Origin of the sequence: Herbidospora sakaeratensis (assembly GCF_001570525.1) — a bacterium.
In the GTDB taxonomy this organism is placed as follows: domain Bacteria; phylum Actinomycetota; class Actinomycetes; order Streptosporangiales; family Streptosporangiaceae; genus Herbidospora; species Herbidospora sakaeratensis.
The window spans coordinates 34192-52774 of the sequence record NZ_BBXC01000028.1 but is presented as its reverse complement, the minus strand read 5'-3'; the positions used below and the strand labels follow the sequence as shown (position 1 = coordinate 52774).

Sequence of the window (18583 nt, the reverse complement as noted above, 5' to 3'; positions counted from 1 at the left end):
GCTTCCGGGAGTCGTCATGGACAGCCAGGAAAAACTCTTCGACTACCTCAAGAAGGCGTCGGCCGAGCTGCAGGAGACCCGCAAGCGGCTGCGCCGGATGGAGGCGGCCGAGCAGGAGCCCATCGCCATCGTGAGCGTCGGCTGCCGATACCCGGGAGGCATCGCCGATCCGCGCGGCTTCTGGGACGTGGTGGCGTCCGGCACCGACACGATCGGCGGGTTCCCGGCCGACCGGGGCTGGGAGGCGCTGCGGCGGGCCGCCGGTGACGGGGTGAGCACCTCGTTCGCGCACCAGGGCGGCTTCGTGCACGACGCGGCGGAGTTCGACGCCGGGTTCTTCGGCATCAGCCCCCGTGAGGCGCTGGCGATGGACCCGCAGCAGCGCCTGCTGCTGGAGATCGCGTGGGAGTCGCTGGAGCGGGCCCGGATCGAGCCGAGGTCGCTGCGCGGCTCGTCGACCGGCGTGTTCGTCGGGGCGAGTTTCGCCGGTTACGGCGAGGGCCTGGTCGAGGCGGACACCGGCGCGGAGGGCTACCTGCTGACCGGCAGCCAGACCGCGATGATCTCGGGACGGGTGGCGTACACGCTCGGATTGGAGGGGCCCGCCCTCACGGTCGACACGGCCTGTTCGTCGTCGCTGGTGGCGCTGCACCTGGCCGCGCAGGCGCTGCGGTCGGGCGACTGCACGCTGGCGCTGGCCGGCGGCGTCGTGGTCATGATCACTCCGGCGGCGTTCGCGGAGTTCTCCAAGCAGTCGGGCATGGCCGCCGACGGCCGCAGCAAGGCCTACGCGGGCGCGGCCGACGGCATGGGCTGGGGCGAGGGCGCCGGGCTGCTCGTCCTGGAACGGCTCTCGGACGCCCGCCGCAACGGCCACCCCGTGCTCGCGCTGATCGCCGGGACCGCCGTCAACCAGGACGGCGCCAGCAACGGCCTGACCGCGCCGAACGGGCCCTCCCAGCAGCGCGTCATCCGCGAGGCCCTGGCCGACGCCCGGGTGCGGGCCGACCAGGTGGACGTCGTCGAGGGGCACGGCACCGGCACCGTGCTGGGCGACCCGATCGAGGCGCAGGCGATCCTGGCGACGTACGGACAGGACCGCGACCGGCCCCTGTGGCTGGGCTCGGTCAAGTCGAACATCGGGCACACCCAGGCCGCGGGCGGCGTCGCCGGGGTCATCAAGATGGTGCTGGCCCTGCGGAACGACCTGATGCCGCCCACCCTGCACGTCGACGAGCCCTCGCCGCAGGTCGACTGGTCGGCGGGCGACGTCCGGCTGCTGACCGAGGCGGTGCCCTGGCCCGCCGGGGAGCAGCCGCGCCGGGCCGGCGTCTCGGCGTTCGGGGCCAGCGGCACCAACGTCCACGTCATCGTCCAGGAGGCCCCTCCGGCCGGCGACGCCGAGCCCGAGCCCGCCACGACGCCGGTCCTGTCGGAGGGCACGGCCTGGCTGGTCTCCGCCCGCACCGCCGACGGCCTGCGCGCCCAGGCCGCCCGCCTGGCCGACTTCACCCGCGAGCAGGCCCCCGACCCGATCGACGTGGCGTGGTCGCTCGCGACGACCCGGTCGACCTTCGAGCACCGCGCCGTGGTCCGCGGCGATTTCCTGCCGGGCCTGTCCGCGCTGGCCTCCGGCGAGCCCGCGCCCGGTGTCGTGAGCGGTGCGGTGGTGGCCGGTCGCGGCCGCGAGCGGGTGGTGTTCGTCTTCCCCGGCCAGGGTTCGCAGTGGGCGGGCATGGGGCGCGAGCTCGCGCGGAGCAGCCCGGTGTTCGCGGCGCGCATGGCCGAGTGTGGCGCGGCCCTGGCTCCCCATGTCGACTGGTCCCTTGACGACGATCTTGATTTGAACCGGGTGGACGTCGTGCAGCCCGCCCTGTGGGCGGTCATGGTCTCCCTGGCGGCGGTGTGGCAGGCGGCAGGCGTGGAGCCCGACGCGGTCGTCGGCCACTCGCAGGGCGAGATCGCGGCTGCCGTGGTGGCCGGGATCCTGTCGCTGGAGGACGCGGCCAAGGTCGTGGCGCTGCGCAGCAAGGCGCTGACCGCGTTGTCGGGCCAGGGCGGCATGCTCTCGATCGCCGAGCCGGTCGCCGCCGTGCGAAGCCGGATCGAGGCCTGGGCCGCACGAGCAGTCGATGCCCAGGCGGCGGTCGCCGAAGCGGATTTCCCCGGCTGGGCCGAGCGGGTGTCGATCGCGGCGGTCAACGGCCCGGCGGCGACCGTGGTCTCCGGTGACCCTTCGGCGCTGACGGAGCTGCTGGCCGAGTGTGAGCGGGAGGGCGTCCGGGCGCGCATGTTGCCGGTCGACTACGCCTCGCACGGTCCCCAGGTGGAGGAGTTGCGCGAGGAGATCCTCCGCCTGCTGGAGGGCGTGGCCCCGCAGTCGGCCCGCATCCCCATGGTGTCGGCGATGACCGGAGAGACGCTGGCCGGTCCCGAGCTGGACGCCGGGTACTGGTACGCCAGCCTCCGCGCCCCCGTCGAGTTCCACCGCGCCGTCGAGAGCCTGGGCCGGTCCCGGTACGGCGTGTTCGTCGAGACCTCCCCGCATCCGGTGCTCACCGCGTCGATCGGCGCGATCCTCGAAGACCTCGCCGAGAGCCCCGTCGTCACCGGCACGTTGCGCCGGGACGACGGCGGCCCCGGCCGGTTGCTCACCTCGCTGGCCGAGGCCCACGTCCGGGGCGTCGGCGTCGACTGGCCGTCGGTGCTGCCCCCCGGGGAGCGCGTCGACCTGCCGACCTACGCCTTCCAGCGGCGGCACTTCTGGCCCGACCCCGTCCCGGCCCGGCCGGGCGAGGAGGCGGGCTCCGCGCGCGAGAGCGCGTTCTGGGCGGCCGTCGAGAACGGCGACGTCGACGCCCTGGCCGGCGCCCTCGCCCTGGACGGCCGGAGCCTCGGCGACGTCGTGCCCGCGCTGGCGTCCTGGCGGCGCCGGGAGCGCGAGGAGTCGGTGACGGCCGACTGGCGGTACCGCGTCTCCTGGGTCCCGGTGCCCGACCCGGCCCCGGCCGCCCTCGACGGCGCCTGGCTCGTGGTGGCCCCCTCGGGCGGGGACGTCGAACGGCGCGCCGCGTGCGTGGCGGCGCTGACCGCCCGTGGCGCCGAGGTCATGGTCGCCGAGGTGCGTCCCGGCCAGACCGATCTGGACGACCTGGCCGACGACGCGACCGACGCCCGGGGCATCGTCTCACTGCTGGCCTTCGACGAGACGCCGCTGCCCGGGCATCCGCAGGTGAGCGGCGGCCTGGCCGGCACGCTGGCGCTCGTCCAGGCGCTCGGCCGGGCCGGGAGCACCGCGCCGTTGTGGGTGCTGACCTCCGGAGCGGTGGCCGCCGGTCCCGGCGAGTTCCCGGCCAGCCCCGTGCAGGCGCAGGTCTGGGGCCTGGGCCGGGTCGCGGGCCTGGAACACCCCGGCCGCTGGGGCGGCCTGGTCGACCTGCCGCCCGTGCTCGACGCCCGGGCGGTCAAGCGCCTCGGCGCGGTGCTCGCTGGGTGCGGCGAAGACCAGGTGGCCGTCCGTCGGGCCGGGATCGCCGCCCGGCGGCTGGTCCGGACCGGGCCGTCCCGTGGCGAGGGGGTGTGGCGGCCGCGCGGCACCGTGCTCGTGACCGGGGCGAGCGGCGAGATCGGCCCCGAACTGGCCCGCTGGCTCTCCGACGCCGGGGCCCCGCACCTGACGCTGGTCAGCCGGCGCGGGCCGATGGTCCCCGGCGCGGCCTCCGTGGCCGCCGCCCTGGCCGCCGCCGGGACGCCCGTCAGCCTGGCGACCTGCGACGTCACCGACCGCGACGCCGTCGCCGGCCTGCTGACCTGGATCGACCGCACCGGCCCCGCGTTGTCGTCGGTGATCCACGGCGCCCTCGGCGTCGAACTGCTGACCCTCGCCGACACCGGCGTCGGCCACCTGTCGCTCGCGCTGGCCGCCAAGGTCGGCGGAGCCGTGATCCTGGACGAACTGACCGCCGGCCGCGACCTCGACGCCTTCGTGCTGTTCTCGTCGATCGCGGCGACCTGGGGCGTCGGCGAGCACGGCGCCTACGCGGCGGCCAACGCCCACCTCGACGCGCTGGCGGAGCACCGACGCGCCCGGGGCCTGCCCGCCACGTCGGTGGCGTGGGGGGTGTGGGACACCGGCCAGGAGTCGGCCACGGCCGACCGCGCGCTGAGCGTCATCCCCGAGCGGCTGCGCCGCCAGGGCCTCCGGCTGCTCGACCCGGGCCGGGCGCTCTCGGTTCTCGGCCAGGTGCTCGCCGACGACGAGACCGCGTTGTCGGTCGTGGACGTCGACTGGCCGCGCTTCTCGGCGGTGTTCAACGCGGCCCGGTCGTGGCCGCTGCTCGACGGGATCCCCGAGGCGCGGCAGGCCGAGCCCGGCCCCGCCGACACCGCCGTGGTCACCTCGGGCGAGGTCGCCGAACTGCTCGGCCGCCTCGCGGACGCGACCCCGGCCCGGCGGGAACGCCTCGTCACCGACCTGGTCCGCGGGCACGCGGCGGCGGTGCTCGGGCACGCCTCCTCCGACGCGGTCGAGGCGGGCCGGGCCTTCCGCGAGATGGGCTTCGACTCCCTGACGGCGGTGGAACTGCGCGGCCGCCTCAACCAGGCCACCGGCCTGCGGTTGCCGTCGACGGTGGTGTTCGACTTCCCGTCGCCCGTCGTGCTGGCGCGCCGGATCGTGACGCAGCTGACGGGCGCCGGTCCGGCGGCGTCGGGGGGGTCGCGGGTCACCCCCGTCTCGGTCGTCGATCCGGTGGTCGTCGTCGGGCTGGGCTGCCGGTTCCCCGGCGGCGCGGACAACCCCGAGGCGTTGTGGCGGTTGTTGTCGACCGGCGGGGACGCCGTGTCGGGCTTCCCGGCCGACCGGAACTGGGACCTGGCGGGGTTGCGGACATCGTCCACGAGAGAAGGCGGTTTCATCGCCGGAGCGGCCGACTTCGACCCGGCGTTCTTCCGGATCAGCCCGCGCGAGGCCCTCGCCATGGACCCGCAGCAGCGGCTCCTGCTGGAGACCTCATGGGAGGCGCTGGAGCACGCCGGGCTCGACCCCGACTCCCTGCGCGGCTCGCTGACCGGCGTCTTCGCCGGTGCCACGTCGTCCGGGTACGCCGGGCACGGCGGCTTCGACGAGGACTCGGCCGGCCATCTGATCACCGGCAACGTGACCAGCGTGATCTCCGGGCGGATCTCGTACACCCTCGGGCTTGAAGGCCCCGCCGTCACGGTCGACACGGCGTGTTCGTCGGCGCTGGTGTCGCTGCACCTGGCGGCGCAGGCGCTCCGGGCCGGGGAGTGCGACCTGGCGCTGGCCGGCGGCGTGACGGTGATCACCGATCCCGGCGAGTTCGTCGGTTTCTCGCAGCAGGGGGCGCTCGCGGCCGACGGGCGGTGCAAGGCGTTCTCCGCCGACGCCGACGGCATGGGGCTGGCCGAGGGCGCCGGGATGGTCGTGCTCGAACGGCTCTCCGACGCCCGCCGCAACGGGCACACCGTGCTGGCGGTGGTGGCCGGAAGCGCGGTCAACCAGGACGGCGCGTCGAACGGACTGTCGGCGCCGAACGGTCCTTCGCAGGAGCGGGTGATCCGCGCGGCCCTGACCAGCGCTGGGCTGACGCCTGGTGACGTCGACGCGGTCGAGGGCCACGGCACCGGCACGCGGCTGGGCGACCCGATCGAGGCGCAGGCGCTGCTCGCCACTTACGGGCAGGACCGGGATCGGCCGCTGTGGCTGGGCTCGGTGAAGTCGAACATCGGGCACGCGCAGCAGGCCGCCGGGGTGGCCGGGGTCATCAAGATGGTGCTGGCGCTGCGGCACGGCCTGCTGCCCGCCACGCTGCACGCCGACGTCCCGTCGCCGCACGTCGACTGGTCGGCCGGGGATGTCCGGCTGCTGACCGAGCCGGTCGACTGGTCGTCGAACGGCCGTCCGCGCCGGGCCGGGGTGTCGGCGTTCGGGATCAGCGGCACCAACGCTCACATGATCTTGGAAGAGGCCCCTCAGGACGAGGAGGCCGAGCCCGCCGAGCGCACGCCGGTTCTGCCGGAGGCGACGGCGTGGCTGGTGTCGGCCCGTTCGCCGGAGGGATTGACGGCGCAGGCGGCCCGGCTCGCCGGACACGTGCCGGACCTGGACCCGGTCGACGTCGCGTGGTCGCTGGCCACGACCCGGTCGGCTTTCGAGCACCGGGCCGTGGTGGTCGGCGACCTCGCCGCGGGGTTGTCGGCCCTGGCGGCCGGGCGACCGTCCGCCGAGGTGGTCGTGGGTGCCGCCGACGCGGCCGAGCCGGTCGTGTTCGTCTTCCCCGGCCAGGGGTCGCAGTGGACGGGGATGGCCCGGGAACTCGCCGCGAGCAGCCCGGTGTTCGCCGCCCGGATGGCCGAGTGCGGCGCGGCCCTCGCGCCCTACGTGGACTGGTCGCTCGACGACGACCTCGACCTCGACCGGGTGGACGTGGTGCAGCCCGCCCTGTGGGCGGTGATGGTCTCTTTGGCGGCGGTGTGGCAGGCGGCCGGCGTGGAGCCCGACGCGGTGGTCGGTCATTCGCAGGGGGAGATCGCGGCTGCCGTGGTGGCCGGGATCCTCTCGCTGGAGGACGCGGCCAAGGTGGTGGCGCTGCGCAGCAAGGCGCTGACCGCGCTGTCGGGCAAGGGCGGCATGCTCTCGATCGCCGAGCCGGTTACGGCGGTGCGGGCCCGCATCGAGGCCTGGGCCACGCGGGCCGCCGGACCGCATTCCCGTGGCCGGTCGGCCGATGACGAGGCGGCGGTCGTGGGGGCGAACCTCGGTGGCCGGGCCGTTTCGAAGGCCGAGCTGGATTCTCTCGGTGGTGCTCTCGCCGATCGGGTGTCGATCGCGGTGGTCAACGGCCCCTCCGCGACTGTGTTGTCCGGCGATCCCGAGGCGCTGGCCGAGTTGCTGGCCGACTGTGAGCGTGACGGTGTCCGGGCGCGCCTGCTGCCCGTCGACTACGCCTCCCACGGTCCCCAGGTCGAGCAGTTGCGTGAAGAGATCCTCAGTCTGCTGGAGGGTGTCGCTCCGCGGCCGGGCCGGATCCCGATGGTGTCGGCGATGACCGGCGAGTTCTTGCGGGGTCCGGAGATGGATGCCGGTTACTGGTATTCCAGCCTCCGCGCCCCCGTCGAGTTCTCCCGCGCCGTCGAGGTGCTGGGAAGGGCCGGTTACGGCACGTTCGTCGAGACCTCGGCCCATCCCGTGCTGACCGGCCCGATCGCCGACCTGCTCGAAGACGCCGTCGTGACCGGCACCCTGCGCCGCGACGACGGCGGCCCCACCCGGTTGCTCGCGTCGCTGGCGACCGCGTATGTGCGCGGTGTGCCGGTGAACTGGTCGGCCGTGCTCCCGGCCGGGAACCGGGTCGGCCTGCCGACCTACGCGTTCCAGCGGCAGCGCTACTGGCCCAAGGCCGTCGTCACGGCGCGTGAGGCCACCGCCGACGACTGGCGTTACACGATCACCTGGACGCCGCTCGCCCCTCTCGCCCCCGCGACCCTGACCGGCACCTGGCTGCTCATCGCGCCCGCCGGGACGTCGCGGGAGGTCCACCAGGCCATGGCCGACCACGGCGCCGACGTGGTCCCCGTGGAGATCGCCCCCGGCGACTCCCTGAGCGCGCGCCTCCTCGACGTGCCCCCCGCGGCCGGCGTCGTCTCCCTGCTGGCCCTGGACGGGTCGCCGTCGGCCGGGCATCCCGTCGTGCCCGCCGGGCTGGCTGCGACCGTCGACCTGGTGCAGGCCCTCGGCGACGTCGGGATCGACGCGCCGCTCTGGGTGCTGACGTCCGGCGCCGGTCTGGCGCAGGCGCAGACCTGGGCCTTCGGGCGCGTCGCCGCGCTGGAGCATCCCGGCCGGTGGGGCGGCCTGATCGAGCTGCCCCGCGCCTGGGACGCGCACACGGCCGCCCGCCTCGCCGCCGTCCTCGCCGGGTGCGGTGAGGACCAGGTCGCCATCCGTCCCGATGCGGTCGTGGGCCGCCGGATGGTGCGCGCCGCCCTTCCCGCTCCGGCCGAGCGCCCGTGGCGGCCGGGCGGCAGCGTGCTCGTCACCGGCGGCACCGGCGGCGTCGGCGGGCACGTCGCCCGCTGGCTGACCGGGCGCGACGCCGCCCGGGTGGTGTTGTCGAGCCGGTCGGGCCCCCGTGCGGCGGGGGCGCCCGCGCTGGCCGCCGAACTCGCCCTCGCGGGCACCGAGGTGGCCGTGCTCGCGGTCGACGTCGGCGACCGCGCCCAGACGGCCGGACTGGTCACCTGGATCGACACGCACGGCCCGGCGCTGACCTCGGTCATGCACGCCGCCGGCGCGGGCGTCGGCGGTCCCGTGTCCGCGATGACGCGTGACGACCTGGCCGAGGTGCTGGCGGCCAAGGCCGGTGGCGCCGTCCACCTCGACGAGCTGACCGCCGACCGCGAGCTGGACGCGTTCGTCGGCTTCTCGTCCGGTGCGGCCTCGTGGGGCAGCGCCCGCCTGTCCGGCTACGCCGCCGCCAACGCCGCGCTCGACGCGCTGGTCGAGGACCGCAGGGCCCGCGGCCTGGCCGGGACCTCGGTCGCCTGGGGTCTCTGGGGCGGCGGCGGCATGGGCGAGGGGCTCGCCGGAGAGGTGCTGCAACGGCTCGGCGTGCGGGAGATGGACGCCGGCCTGGCCGTCGGCGCGCTGGCGGCCGTTCTGGACGCGGGGGAGGACCTCGTCGTCGTCTCGGACGTCGACTGGGACCGGTTCGCGCCCGTCTTCACCGTGCAGCGGCCCAGCCCGCTGCTGGCCGACCTGCCCGAGGCCCGGCGGGCGCTCGCCGACACCCGGCCGTCCCCGGTCGCGGAGGCCGCCGGGACCGAACTCGGGCGGCGGCTGGCCGGTCTCGACCCGGCCGAGCAGGAGCGGCTGCTCACCGAGATGGTCAGGGCCGAGGCCGCCGCCGTGCTCGGGCACGTGTCGGCCGACGCCGTGCCGGCCGGGCGGGCGTTCAAGGACCTCGGGTTCGACTCGCTCACCGCCGTCGACCTGCGCACCCGCCTGAACGCCGCCACCGGGCTCAAGCTCCCGGCCACGCTCGTCTTCGACCACCCCACCCCGGCCGCCGCCGTGCGGTTCCTGCGGGCCGAACTGCTCGGCGTGCCGGACGACGCGGGCACGCCGGTCGTGGCGCACACGGCCGCCGACCCCGGCGAGCCGATCGCCATCGTCGGCATGGGCTGCCGGTTCCCCGGCGGCGTGCGCGAACCCGAGGACCTCTGGAGGCTGCTGGCCGACGGGGTCGACACCATCTCCGGCTTCCCCACCGACCGGGGCTGGGACGCCGAGGGCCTGTACGCCGGAGTCGACGACGGCGCGTCCACCACCGTCGTCGGCGGGTTCATCTACGACGCGGGCGACTTCGACCCCGGCTTCTTCGGCATCAGCCCGCGTGAGGCCATCACGATGGACCCGCAGCAGCGGCTCCTGCTGGAGACGGCCTGGGAGGCGGTCGAACGGGCCGGGATCGACCCGGCGTCGCTGAAGGGCACCGCGACCGGCGTCTTCGCCGGGGCCGGCTTCGGCGGGTACGGATACGGCCTCGCGCCGGAGGAGGGCTCCGAGGGCTACACCCTCATCGGCGGTCTGACCTCGGTGATCTCCGGGAGGATCTCGTACACCCTCGGGCTTGAAGGGCCCGCCGTCACGGTCGACACGGCCTGTTCCTCGGCCCTGGTGGCGCTGCACCTGGCGTGCCAGGCGCTGCGGTCGCGGGAGTGCTCGATGGCGCTGGCCGGCGGTGTCGCGGTGATGTCGACGCCGTCGGCGTTCTCGGAGTTCTCCAAGCAGCAGGGCCTCGCGTTCGACGGCCGGTGCAAGGCGTTCTCCGCGGACGCCGACGGCATCGGCTGGGGCGAGGGCGCCGGCATGCTGGTTTTGGAACGCCTCTCGGACGCCCGCCGCAACGGCCACACCGTGCTCGCCGTGGTCGCCGGCAGCGCGATGAACCAGGACGGCGCCAGCAACGGCATCACCGCCCCGAACGGCCCCGCCCAGCAGAAGGTCATCCGCAGCGCCCTGGCCAACGCCGGCCTGCGGGCCGACGAGGTCGACCTGATCGAGGCGCACGGCACCGGGACGGTGCTCGGCGACCCGATCGAGGCGCAGGCGCTGCTGGCGACGTACGGGCGGAACCGGAACCAGCCCCTGTGGCTGGGCTCGGTGAAGTCGAACATCGGCCACACGCAGACGGCCGCGGGCGTGGCCGGGGTCATCAAGCTCGTGCTCGCCCTCCAGCACCAGCAGATGCCCCGCACCCTGCACGCCGCCGAGCCGTCACCGCACGTCGACTGGTCGGCGGGCGACGTGCGCCTGCTGACCGAACCGGTCGCCTGGCCCGCGAACGGGCGCCCCCGGCGCGGCGGCGTGTCGGCCTTCGGCGTCAGCGGCACCAACGTGCACGCGATCATCGAAGAGGCCCCGGCGGCGGTCCCCGCCGAGCGCACCCCCGCGGCACCGCCGGTGCTGACGGGGCCGGTACCGGTGTGGCTGGTGTCGGCCCGCAGCGCGACCGGCCTGTCGGCGCAGGCCGCCCGGCTCGGCGAGCACGTGCTGGCACGCCCCTCCCTGGACGCCGCCGACGTGGCCTGGTCGCTGCTCACCAGCCGATCGGCCTTCGAACACCGCGCGGCGGTGATCGGCGGCGACCGGGCCGAACTGCTGGAAGGGCTGTCCGCGCTGGCGGGAGACCAACCGGGCTCGGGTGTGGTCACCGGTGTCGTGCCCGCGGGTGGCGGTGGCGGCCGGGTCGCGTTCGTCTTCCCCGGTCAGGGGTCGCAGTGGGCCGGGATGGGCCGGGAGCTCGCCGCGAGCAGCCCGGTGTTCGCCGCGCGGATGGCCGAGTGCGGCCGTGCTCTCGCTCCTTACGTGGACTGGTCGTTCGACGACGACCTCGACCTCGACCGGGTGGACGTGGTGCAGCCCGCGTTGTGGGCGGTCATGGTGTCCCTGGCGGCGGTGTGGCAGGCCGCCGGCGTGAAGCCGGACGCGGTCATCGGCCACTCGCAGGGGGAGATCGCGGCGGCCGTGGTGGCCGGAATCCTGTCACTGGAGGACGCCGCGAAGGTCGTGGCGCTGCGCAGCAAGGCGCTGGTCGCTTTGTCGGGCCAGGGCGGCATGCTCTCGATCGCCGAGCCCGTCGCCGAGGTGCGAAACCGAATCGAGGCGTGGGCCAAGCGGGCGGTCGGCGATCAGGTTTCCGGCGCTGAGCGGGATCTCGGCGATCGGGTGTCGATCGCGGCCGTCAACGGCCCCTCGGCGACCGTGCTCTCTGGTGACCCCGAGGCGCTGGCCGAACTGCTGGCCGACTGTGAGCGCGACGGTGTCCGGGCGCGCCTGCTGCCCGTCGACTACGCCTCCCACGGTCCCCAGGTCGAGCAGTTGCGCGAGGAGATCCTCAGTCTGCTGGCGGGTGTCGCCCCGCAGCCGGGCCGGATCCCGATGGTGTCGGCGATGACCGGCGAGTTCCTGCGGGGTCCGGAGATGGATGCCGGTTACTGGTATTCCAGTCTCCGCGCCCCCGTCGAGTTCTCCCGGGCCGTCGAGGTGCTGGGCAGGTCGGGCTACGGCACGTTCGTCGAGAGCTCGGCGCACCCCGTCCTGGTCAACGCGATCGGCGACAGCCTCGACCGGCTCGCCGAGGAGAACACGTTCGCCCCGGCCCACGTCGTCACGGGCACCCTGCGCCGCGACGACGGCGGCGCCGCTCGCCTGCTGGCGTCCCTGGCCGAAGTGCACGTGCGCGGCGTCGAGGTCGACTGGACCGCCGTCGTGCCCGAGGCCGGCGTCGTGGAGTTGCCGACCTACGCCTTCCAGCGCCGCCGCTACTGGCCCAAGCCGATGCCCGCCACCCCCGCCGTCTCGGCGCAGGAGGACGACTTCTGGACCGCCGTGAGCGGCGGTGACCTGGCAGGACTGTCCCGGACGCTGGACGTCGACGGCGACCGGCTCCGTGACGTGCTGCCCGCGCTGGCCGCCTGGCGGGAGCGGGAGCGCGGCGGTTCCGGCACGGCCGACTGGCGTTACCGGGTCTCCTGGCTTCCCCTGCGCGACCCCGGCCCCGCCGTGTTGTCCGGCACGTGGCTGGTCCTCGCCCCCACCGGCCTGGACGAGAACCTCACGGCCGCCTGCCGCCGCACGCTGGCCGACCGGGGAGCCGACGTCGTGCTCGCCGAGATCCCCCCGGCCGACCTCGACCGGCACACCCTGGCCGCCCTCGTCGCAGACGGCCCCGAGCCCGCCGGAGTGTTGTCCCTCCTCGGCGTCGACGGCACGCCCCTGGCCGACCGGCCCGTCGTCCCGGCCGGGGTCGCGGGCACCCTGGCACTGGTCCAGGCGCTCGGCGACGCCGGGGTGACCGCGCCGTTGTGGGTGGTCACGCGGGGCGCCGTCACCGCCGGAGGGACCACGGCCGACCCCGTCCAGGCCCAGGTGTGGGGTCTCGGCCGCACGGCCGGGGTCGAGCATCCTGGCAGGTGGGGCGGGCTGATCGACCTGCCGCCGGTCCTGGACGACCGCTCGGCCGCCCGGCTCGCCGGAGTCCTGGCCGACGGGGGAGAGGACCAGGTCGCGATCCGCGCCGGCGGTGTGTTCGCGCGCCGCCTCGTGCGGGCCGCGCCGCGCCGCCACGGCGACGCCTGGACGCCTCGTGGCACCGTCCTGCTGACCGGCGCGAGCGGCGTGATCGGCCCCGACCTGGCCGCCTGGTTGACCGAGGCCGGGGTGCCGCACGCCGTGCTGACCAGCCGCCGGGGTCCGGGCACGCCGGGCGCGGCCGCGCTGGCCGCCCAACTGGCCGAGGCCGGTTCCCCGGTCACCATGGCCGCCTGCGACGTCACCGACCGCGACGCGCTGGCCGGGCTGCTGGCCTGGATCCCGACCGTCGCCCCGCCGCTGTCCACGGTCATGCACGCGGCGGTCGCGGTGGAACTGATGACCCTCGACCAGACGGGCGTCGACGACCTCGCCCTCGCCCTGGGCGCGAAGGTCGGCGGGGCCACGATCCTGGACGAACTGACCGCCGGCCTCGATCTGGATGAGTTCGTCCTGTTCTCGTCCATCACCGCGACCTGGGGCGTCGGCGAGCACGGCACCTACGCCGCCGCCAACGCCCACCTCGACGCGCTGGCCGAAGATCGCCGTGCCCGGGGCCTGCCCGCGACGTCGGTCGCGTGGGGGGTGTGGAGCTCCGGCGGCCGGTTCGACGACGCCGGGGACGCCGGTCCCGACCGGCCGCTGAGCCTGATCCCCGAGCGCATCCGCCGCCAGGGCCTCAAGCTGCTCGCCCCCGAGCGGGCGCTGTCGGTCCTCGGCCAGGCGCTCGCCGACGACGAGACCGTCCTGTCGGTCGCCGACGTCGACTGGCCGCGCTTCTCTGCGGTGTTCAACGCGGCCCGGTCGTGGCCGCTGCTCGACGAGATCCCCGAGGCCCGCCAGGAAACCGCCGAGTCGGCCGCCGTCGTCACCTCCGGAGACGGCGCGGCCCTGCGGGAACGCCTCGCCGGGGTGTCGGCCGCCCAGCGCGAACGTATCGTCACCGACCTGGTCGGCGGCCACGCCGCCGCGGTGCTCGGGCACACCTCCGCCGATGCCGTGGACGCCGCCCGCGCCTTCCGCGAGATGGGCTTCGACTCGCTGACCGCGGTCGACCTGCGCGGCCGCCTCAACCAGGCGACGGGCTTGAGGTTGCCGTCGACGGTGGTGTTCGACTACCCGTCCCCGGCGCTGCTGGCCCGGCAGATCGTCGGCCAGCTCATGGGCGCCCAGCAGCTCACCGCGCCCGTTTCGCGGGTCACGCCGGTGTCGGCCGCCGACCCGATCGTGATCGTCGGCATGGGCTGCCGGTATCCCGGCGGGGTCGACGGCCCCGACGCGATGTGGAACCTGCTCTCGACCGGCACGGACGCCGTCGGCGGCTTCCCGATGGACCGGGGCTGGCAGATCCCTGAGGGGGCGCTGGCGTCGTCCACGAACGAAGGCGGTTTCGTCGCCGGGGCGGCCGACTTCGACCCGGCGTTCTTCCGGATCAGCCCCCGCGAGGCGCTGGCGATGGACCCGCAGCAGCGGCTTCTCCTGGAGACCTCGTGGGAGGCGCTGGAGCGGGCGGGCCTCGACCCGGTGTCGTTGCGGGGTTCGCTGACCGGCGTGTTCGCCGGGGCGGCGGCCTCGGGCTACGCCAGCCAGGGCGGCTTCGACGAGGGCTCGGCCGGGCATCTGATCACCGGCAACGTGACGAGCGTGATCTCCGGGCGGATCTCGTACACCCTGGGGCTGGAAGGTCCCGCCGTCACGGTGGACACGGCGTGTTCGTCTGCGCTGGTGTCGCTGCATCTGGCGGCGCAGGCGCTTCGGGCCGGGGAGTGCGATCTGGCGCTGGCGGGCGGTGTGATGGTGATCGCCGACCCCGCCGAGTTCATTGGCTTCTCGCAGCAGGGCGCGCTGGCCGCCGACGGGCGGTGCAAGGCGTTCTCCGCCGACGCCGACGGCATGGGGCTGGCCGAGGGCGCGGGCATGGTGGTGCTGGAGCGGCTGTCCGACGCCCGGCGTAACGGGCACACCGTGCTGGCGGTGGTGGCCGGAAGCGCGGTCAACCAGGACGGCGCGTCGAACGGGCTGAGCGCCCCCAACGGCCCCTCCCAGCAGCGGGTGATCCGCGCGGCCCTGACCAGCGCCGGGCTGACGCCGGGCGACGTCGACGCGGTCGAGGCCCACGGCACCGGCACGCGGCTGGGCGACCCGATCGAGGCGCAGGCGCTGCTCGCCACCTACGGGCAGGACCGCGACCGGCCGCTGTGGCTGGGCACGGTCAAGTCGAACATCGGCCACGCCCAGCAGGCCGCCGGGGTGGCCGGGGTCATCAAGATGGTGCTCGCCCTCCAGCACGACCTGCTCCCGGCCACGCTGCACGCCGACGTTCCGTCGCCGCACGTCGACTGGTCGGCCGGGGACGTCCGCCTGCTGACCGAGCCGGTGGCGTGGAAGGCCAACGGCCGGGTGCGTCGCGCCGGAGTGTCCGCGTTCGGGATCAGCGGCACCAACGCCCACGTCATCCTCGAAGAGCCGCCCGCTCCGGCGGATCCTCAGCCGGTCGAGCAGGCCCCGGTGGTGTCCGACGGAACCGCCTGGCTCGTGTCCGCGCACTCGCCGGCCGGCCTCCGGGCCCAGGCCGCCCAGCTGGCCGCGCACGTGACCCGGCACCCGGAAGCACATCCGGCCGACGTCGGCTGGTCCTTGGCCACGACCCGATCGGCTTTCGAGCACCGCGCCGTGGTGGTCGGCGACCTCGCCGCGGGGTTGTCGGCCCTGGCGGCCGGGCGACCGTCCGCCGAGGTGGTCGTCGGCACGGCCGACGCCGCCGAACCGGTCGTGTTCGTCTTCCCCGGCCAGGGTTCTCAGTGGACGGGGATGGCCCGGGAACTCGCCGCGAGCAGCCCGGTCTTCGCGGCCCGGATGGCCGAGTGCGGCGCGGCCCTCGCGCCCTACGTGGACTGGTCGCTCGACGACGACCTCGATCTCGATCGGGTGGACGTCGTGCAGCCCGCGTTGTGGGCGGTCATGGTGTCGCTGGCGGCGGTGTGGCAGGCGGCCGGCGTGGAGCCCGACGCGGTCGTCGGCCACTCGCAGGGGGAGATCGCGGCGGCCGTGGTCGCCGGGATCCTCTCCCTGGAGGATGCCGCCAAGGTCGTGGCGCTGCGCAGCAAGGCGCTGACCGCGTTGTCGGGCAAGGGCGGCATGCTCTCGATCGCCGAGCCGGTCGCGGCAGTGCGCGACCGGATGGAGGCGTGGGCGGCTGGTGATCAGGCGGCGGTCGGGAGATCCCATGCTGAGCCGGATTCTCCAGGGCGGCGGGTGTCGATCGCGGCGGTCAACGGCCCCTCGGCGACCGTGGTCTCCGGTGACCCTGAAGCGCTGGCCGCTCTGCTGGCCGACTGCGAGCGTGACGGTGTCCGGGCACGCCTGCTGCCCGTCGACTACGCCTCGCACGGCCCCCAGGTCGAGCGGTTGCGCGAAGAGATCCTCCACCTGCTGGAGGGCGTGACCCCGCAGCAGGGCCGCATCCCGATCGTCTCGGCGATGACCGGCGAGTTCCTCGAAGGCCCGGAGATGGATGCCCGTTACTGGTACGCCAGCCTCCGCGCCCCGGTCGAGTTCTCCCGTGCCGTCGAGGTGCTGGGCAGGTCGGGTTACGGCACGTTCGTCGAGACCTCGGCGCATCCCGTCCTGACCGGTCCCATCGCCGACCTGCTCGACGACGCCGTCGTGACCGGCACCCTGCGCCGCGACGACGGCGGCCCGGCCCGGCTGCTCGCCTCGCTGGCCGCCGTGCACGTCCGGGGCGTCGCGGTCGACTGGACCGCCGTGCTGCCCGCCGGGAACCGGGTCGGCCTGCCGACCTACCCGTTCCAGCGGCAGCGCTACTGGCCAGAAACGGTCGCGCACACCCCGCCGGTCTCGGCCCGGGAGGACGAGTTCTGGTCCGCCGTCACCGGCGGCGACCTCGACGGGCTGGCCCAGACGCTCGACGTCGACGGCGAGCGGCTGCGCGACGTGCTGCCCGCGCTGGCCGCCTGGCGGGAGCGCGACCGCGGCGTGGCCGACACCGCCGACTGGCGTTACCTGATCCAGTGGACCCCGGTCACCGAGCCCGCCCCCGCGACCCTCGACGGCACCTGGCTGATCGTCGCCCCCGCCGGCACCGAGCTGACCGACCGGGTCGAACACGCGCTGACCGGCCACGGAGCCGAGGTGCTCCGGGCCGAGATCGTCCCCGGCGAGCCGAGCCGAGACGGGCTGGCCGCCCAGGTCCTCGACACGCTCAGGGGCGGCCCGGCCCCCGCCGGGATCGTCTCCCTGCTGGCCCTCGACGAGACGCCGCTCGACGGCGCGCCCGTCGTCGCCGCCGGGCTCGCCGGAACGGCGGCGCTGGTCCAGGCCCTCGGCGACGCGGGCATCGGCTCTCCTCTGTGGACGCTGACCTCCGGCGGGGAGGCGCCCGTCAGCCTGGTCCCCGAGCAGATCTGGGCCTTCGGCCGGGTCGCCGCCCTCGAACACCCCGACCGCTGGGGCGGCCTCGCCGACCTGCCGCCGGTCTGGGACGACCGGACGGCCGACCGGCTCGCCGCCGTCCTGGCCGGGTGCGGTGAGGACCAGGTCGCCATCCGCTCCGGCGGGCTGCTCGGCCGGCGGCTGGTCCGCGCGCCGCGCCCCAAGCGGCCGGCGCGCGAGTGGCGGCCGGGTGGCACCGTGCTGATCACCGGCGGCACCGGCGGCGTCGGCGGGCACGTCGCCCGCTGGCTGACCGGGCGCGACGCCGCCCGGCTGGTGTTGTCGAGCCGGTCGGGCCCCGGCGCGGCCGGCGTGCCCGCGCTGGCCGCCGAGCTGGCCCGCGCGGGCAGCGACGTGGCCGTGCTCGCGGCCGACGTCGGCGACCGCGCCCAGACGGCGGGGCTGGTCACCTGGATCGGGCCCGATCTGAGCTCGGTCTTCCACGCCGCCGGCGCCGGTCTCGCCGGCCCGCTCGACGGTGTGGTCACCGCCCATCTGGCCGAATCGTTGCAGGCCAAGGCCGGTGGCGCGGCTTACCTCGACGACCTGACCGGCGACCTCGACGCGTTCGTCGTCTTCTCCTCCGGCGCGGCCGCCTGGGGCAGCACCCAGTTGTCCGCGTACGCGGCCGCCAACGGCGCCCTCGACGCGCTGGTCGAGAACCGCAGGGCCCGCGGCCTGACCGGCACCTCGATCGCGTGGGGTCTGTGGGGCGGCGGCGGCATGGGCGGCGGTCTCGGCGGGGAGATGCTGCAGCGTTTGGGCGTCCGGGAGATGGACCCCCGGCGGGCCGTGGCCGCGCTCGCGGCGGCCGTGGACGCCGGTGAGAGCCTGGTCGCGGTCTCCGACATCGACTGGGACCGGTTCGCGCCCATCTTCACCGTGCAGCGGCCCAGCCCGCTGCTGGCCGGCCTGCCCGAGGCGCGGCGGGCCATCGCCGACGCCGAACCCGCCGCCGACGAGGCGGACCAGGCGGGCACGGCGCTGAGCCGGCGGCTCGACGGGCTCGGCCGGGCCGAGCAGGAACGCCTGCTCACCGACCTGGTGCGGGCCGAGGCGGCGGCCGTCCTGGGGCACGCCTCCGCCGAGGCGGTGCCGGCCGGGCGGGCGTTCAAGGACCTCGGGTTCGACTCGCTCACCGCCGTCGACCTGCGCACCCGCCTGAACGCCGCCACCGGGCTCAAGCTCCCGGCCACGCTCGTGTTCGACTATCCGACCCCCGTGGTCCTGGCCGGCTTCATCCGCTCGAAGGCCGTCGATGAACAGACCGACCACGCGGTCGCGGTGGCCGAACTCAAGAGACTGCAGGCCGTCCTCGCCGGGATCACCTGGAACCGCGAGGAACGTTTCGACCTCACCTCCCGGCTCGAATCGATCGGCCGGGAACTGCGCGTCCAGCACGACGGCGACGAGGCGGTCGCCGATCAGGAGCTCGAGTCGGCCACCGACGACGAGATGTTCGACTTCGTGGAGAAGGAACTCCGCGCCGCCGACTTCGACTGATCCACAAGACTC

1 protein-coding gene is annotated in these 18583 nt (G+C 75.3%); it reads left to right on the top strand.

All coding sequences use genetic code 11. The features are described from left to right. Nucleotides 1-16 precede the first annotated feature (16 nt). Nucleotides 17-18571 carry a type I polyketide synthase gene (locus AW271_RS42695; protein WP_062342608.1) on the top strand — a complete coding sequence of 6185 codons (18555 nt, stop codon included), beginning with the start codon at nt 17-19 and terminating at the stop codon, nt 18569-18571. The last annotated feature ends 12 nt before the right edge of the window (nt 18572-18583 follow it).

What these genes read in the sequence shown, in the direction of transcription:
- AW271_RS42695 (WP_062342608.1), top strand. Translation starts at nt 17, where the DNA reads ATGGACAGCCAGGAAAAACTCTTCGACTACCTCAAGAAGGCGTCGGCC.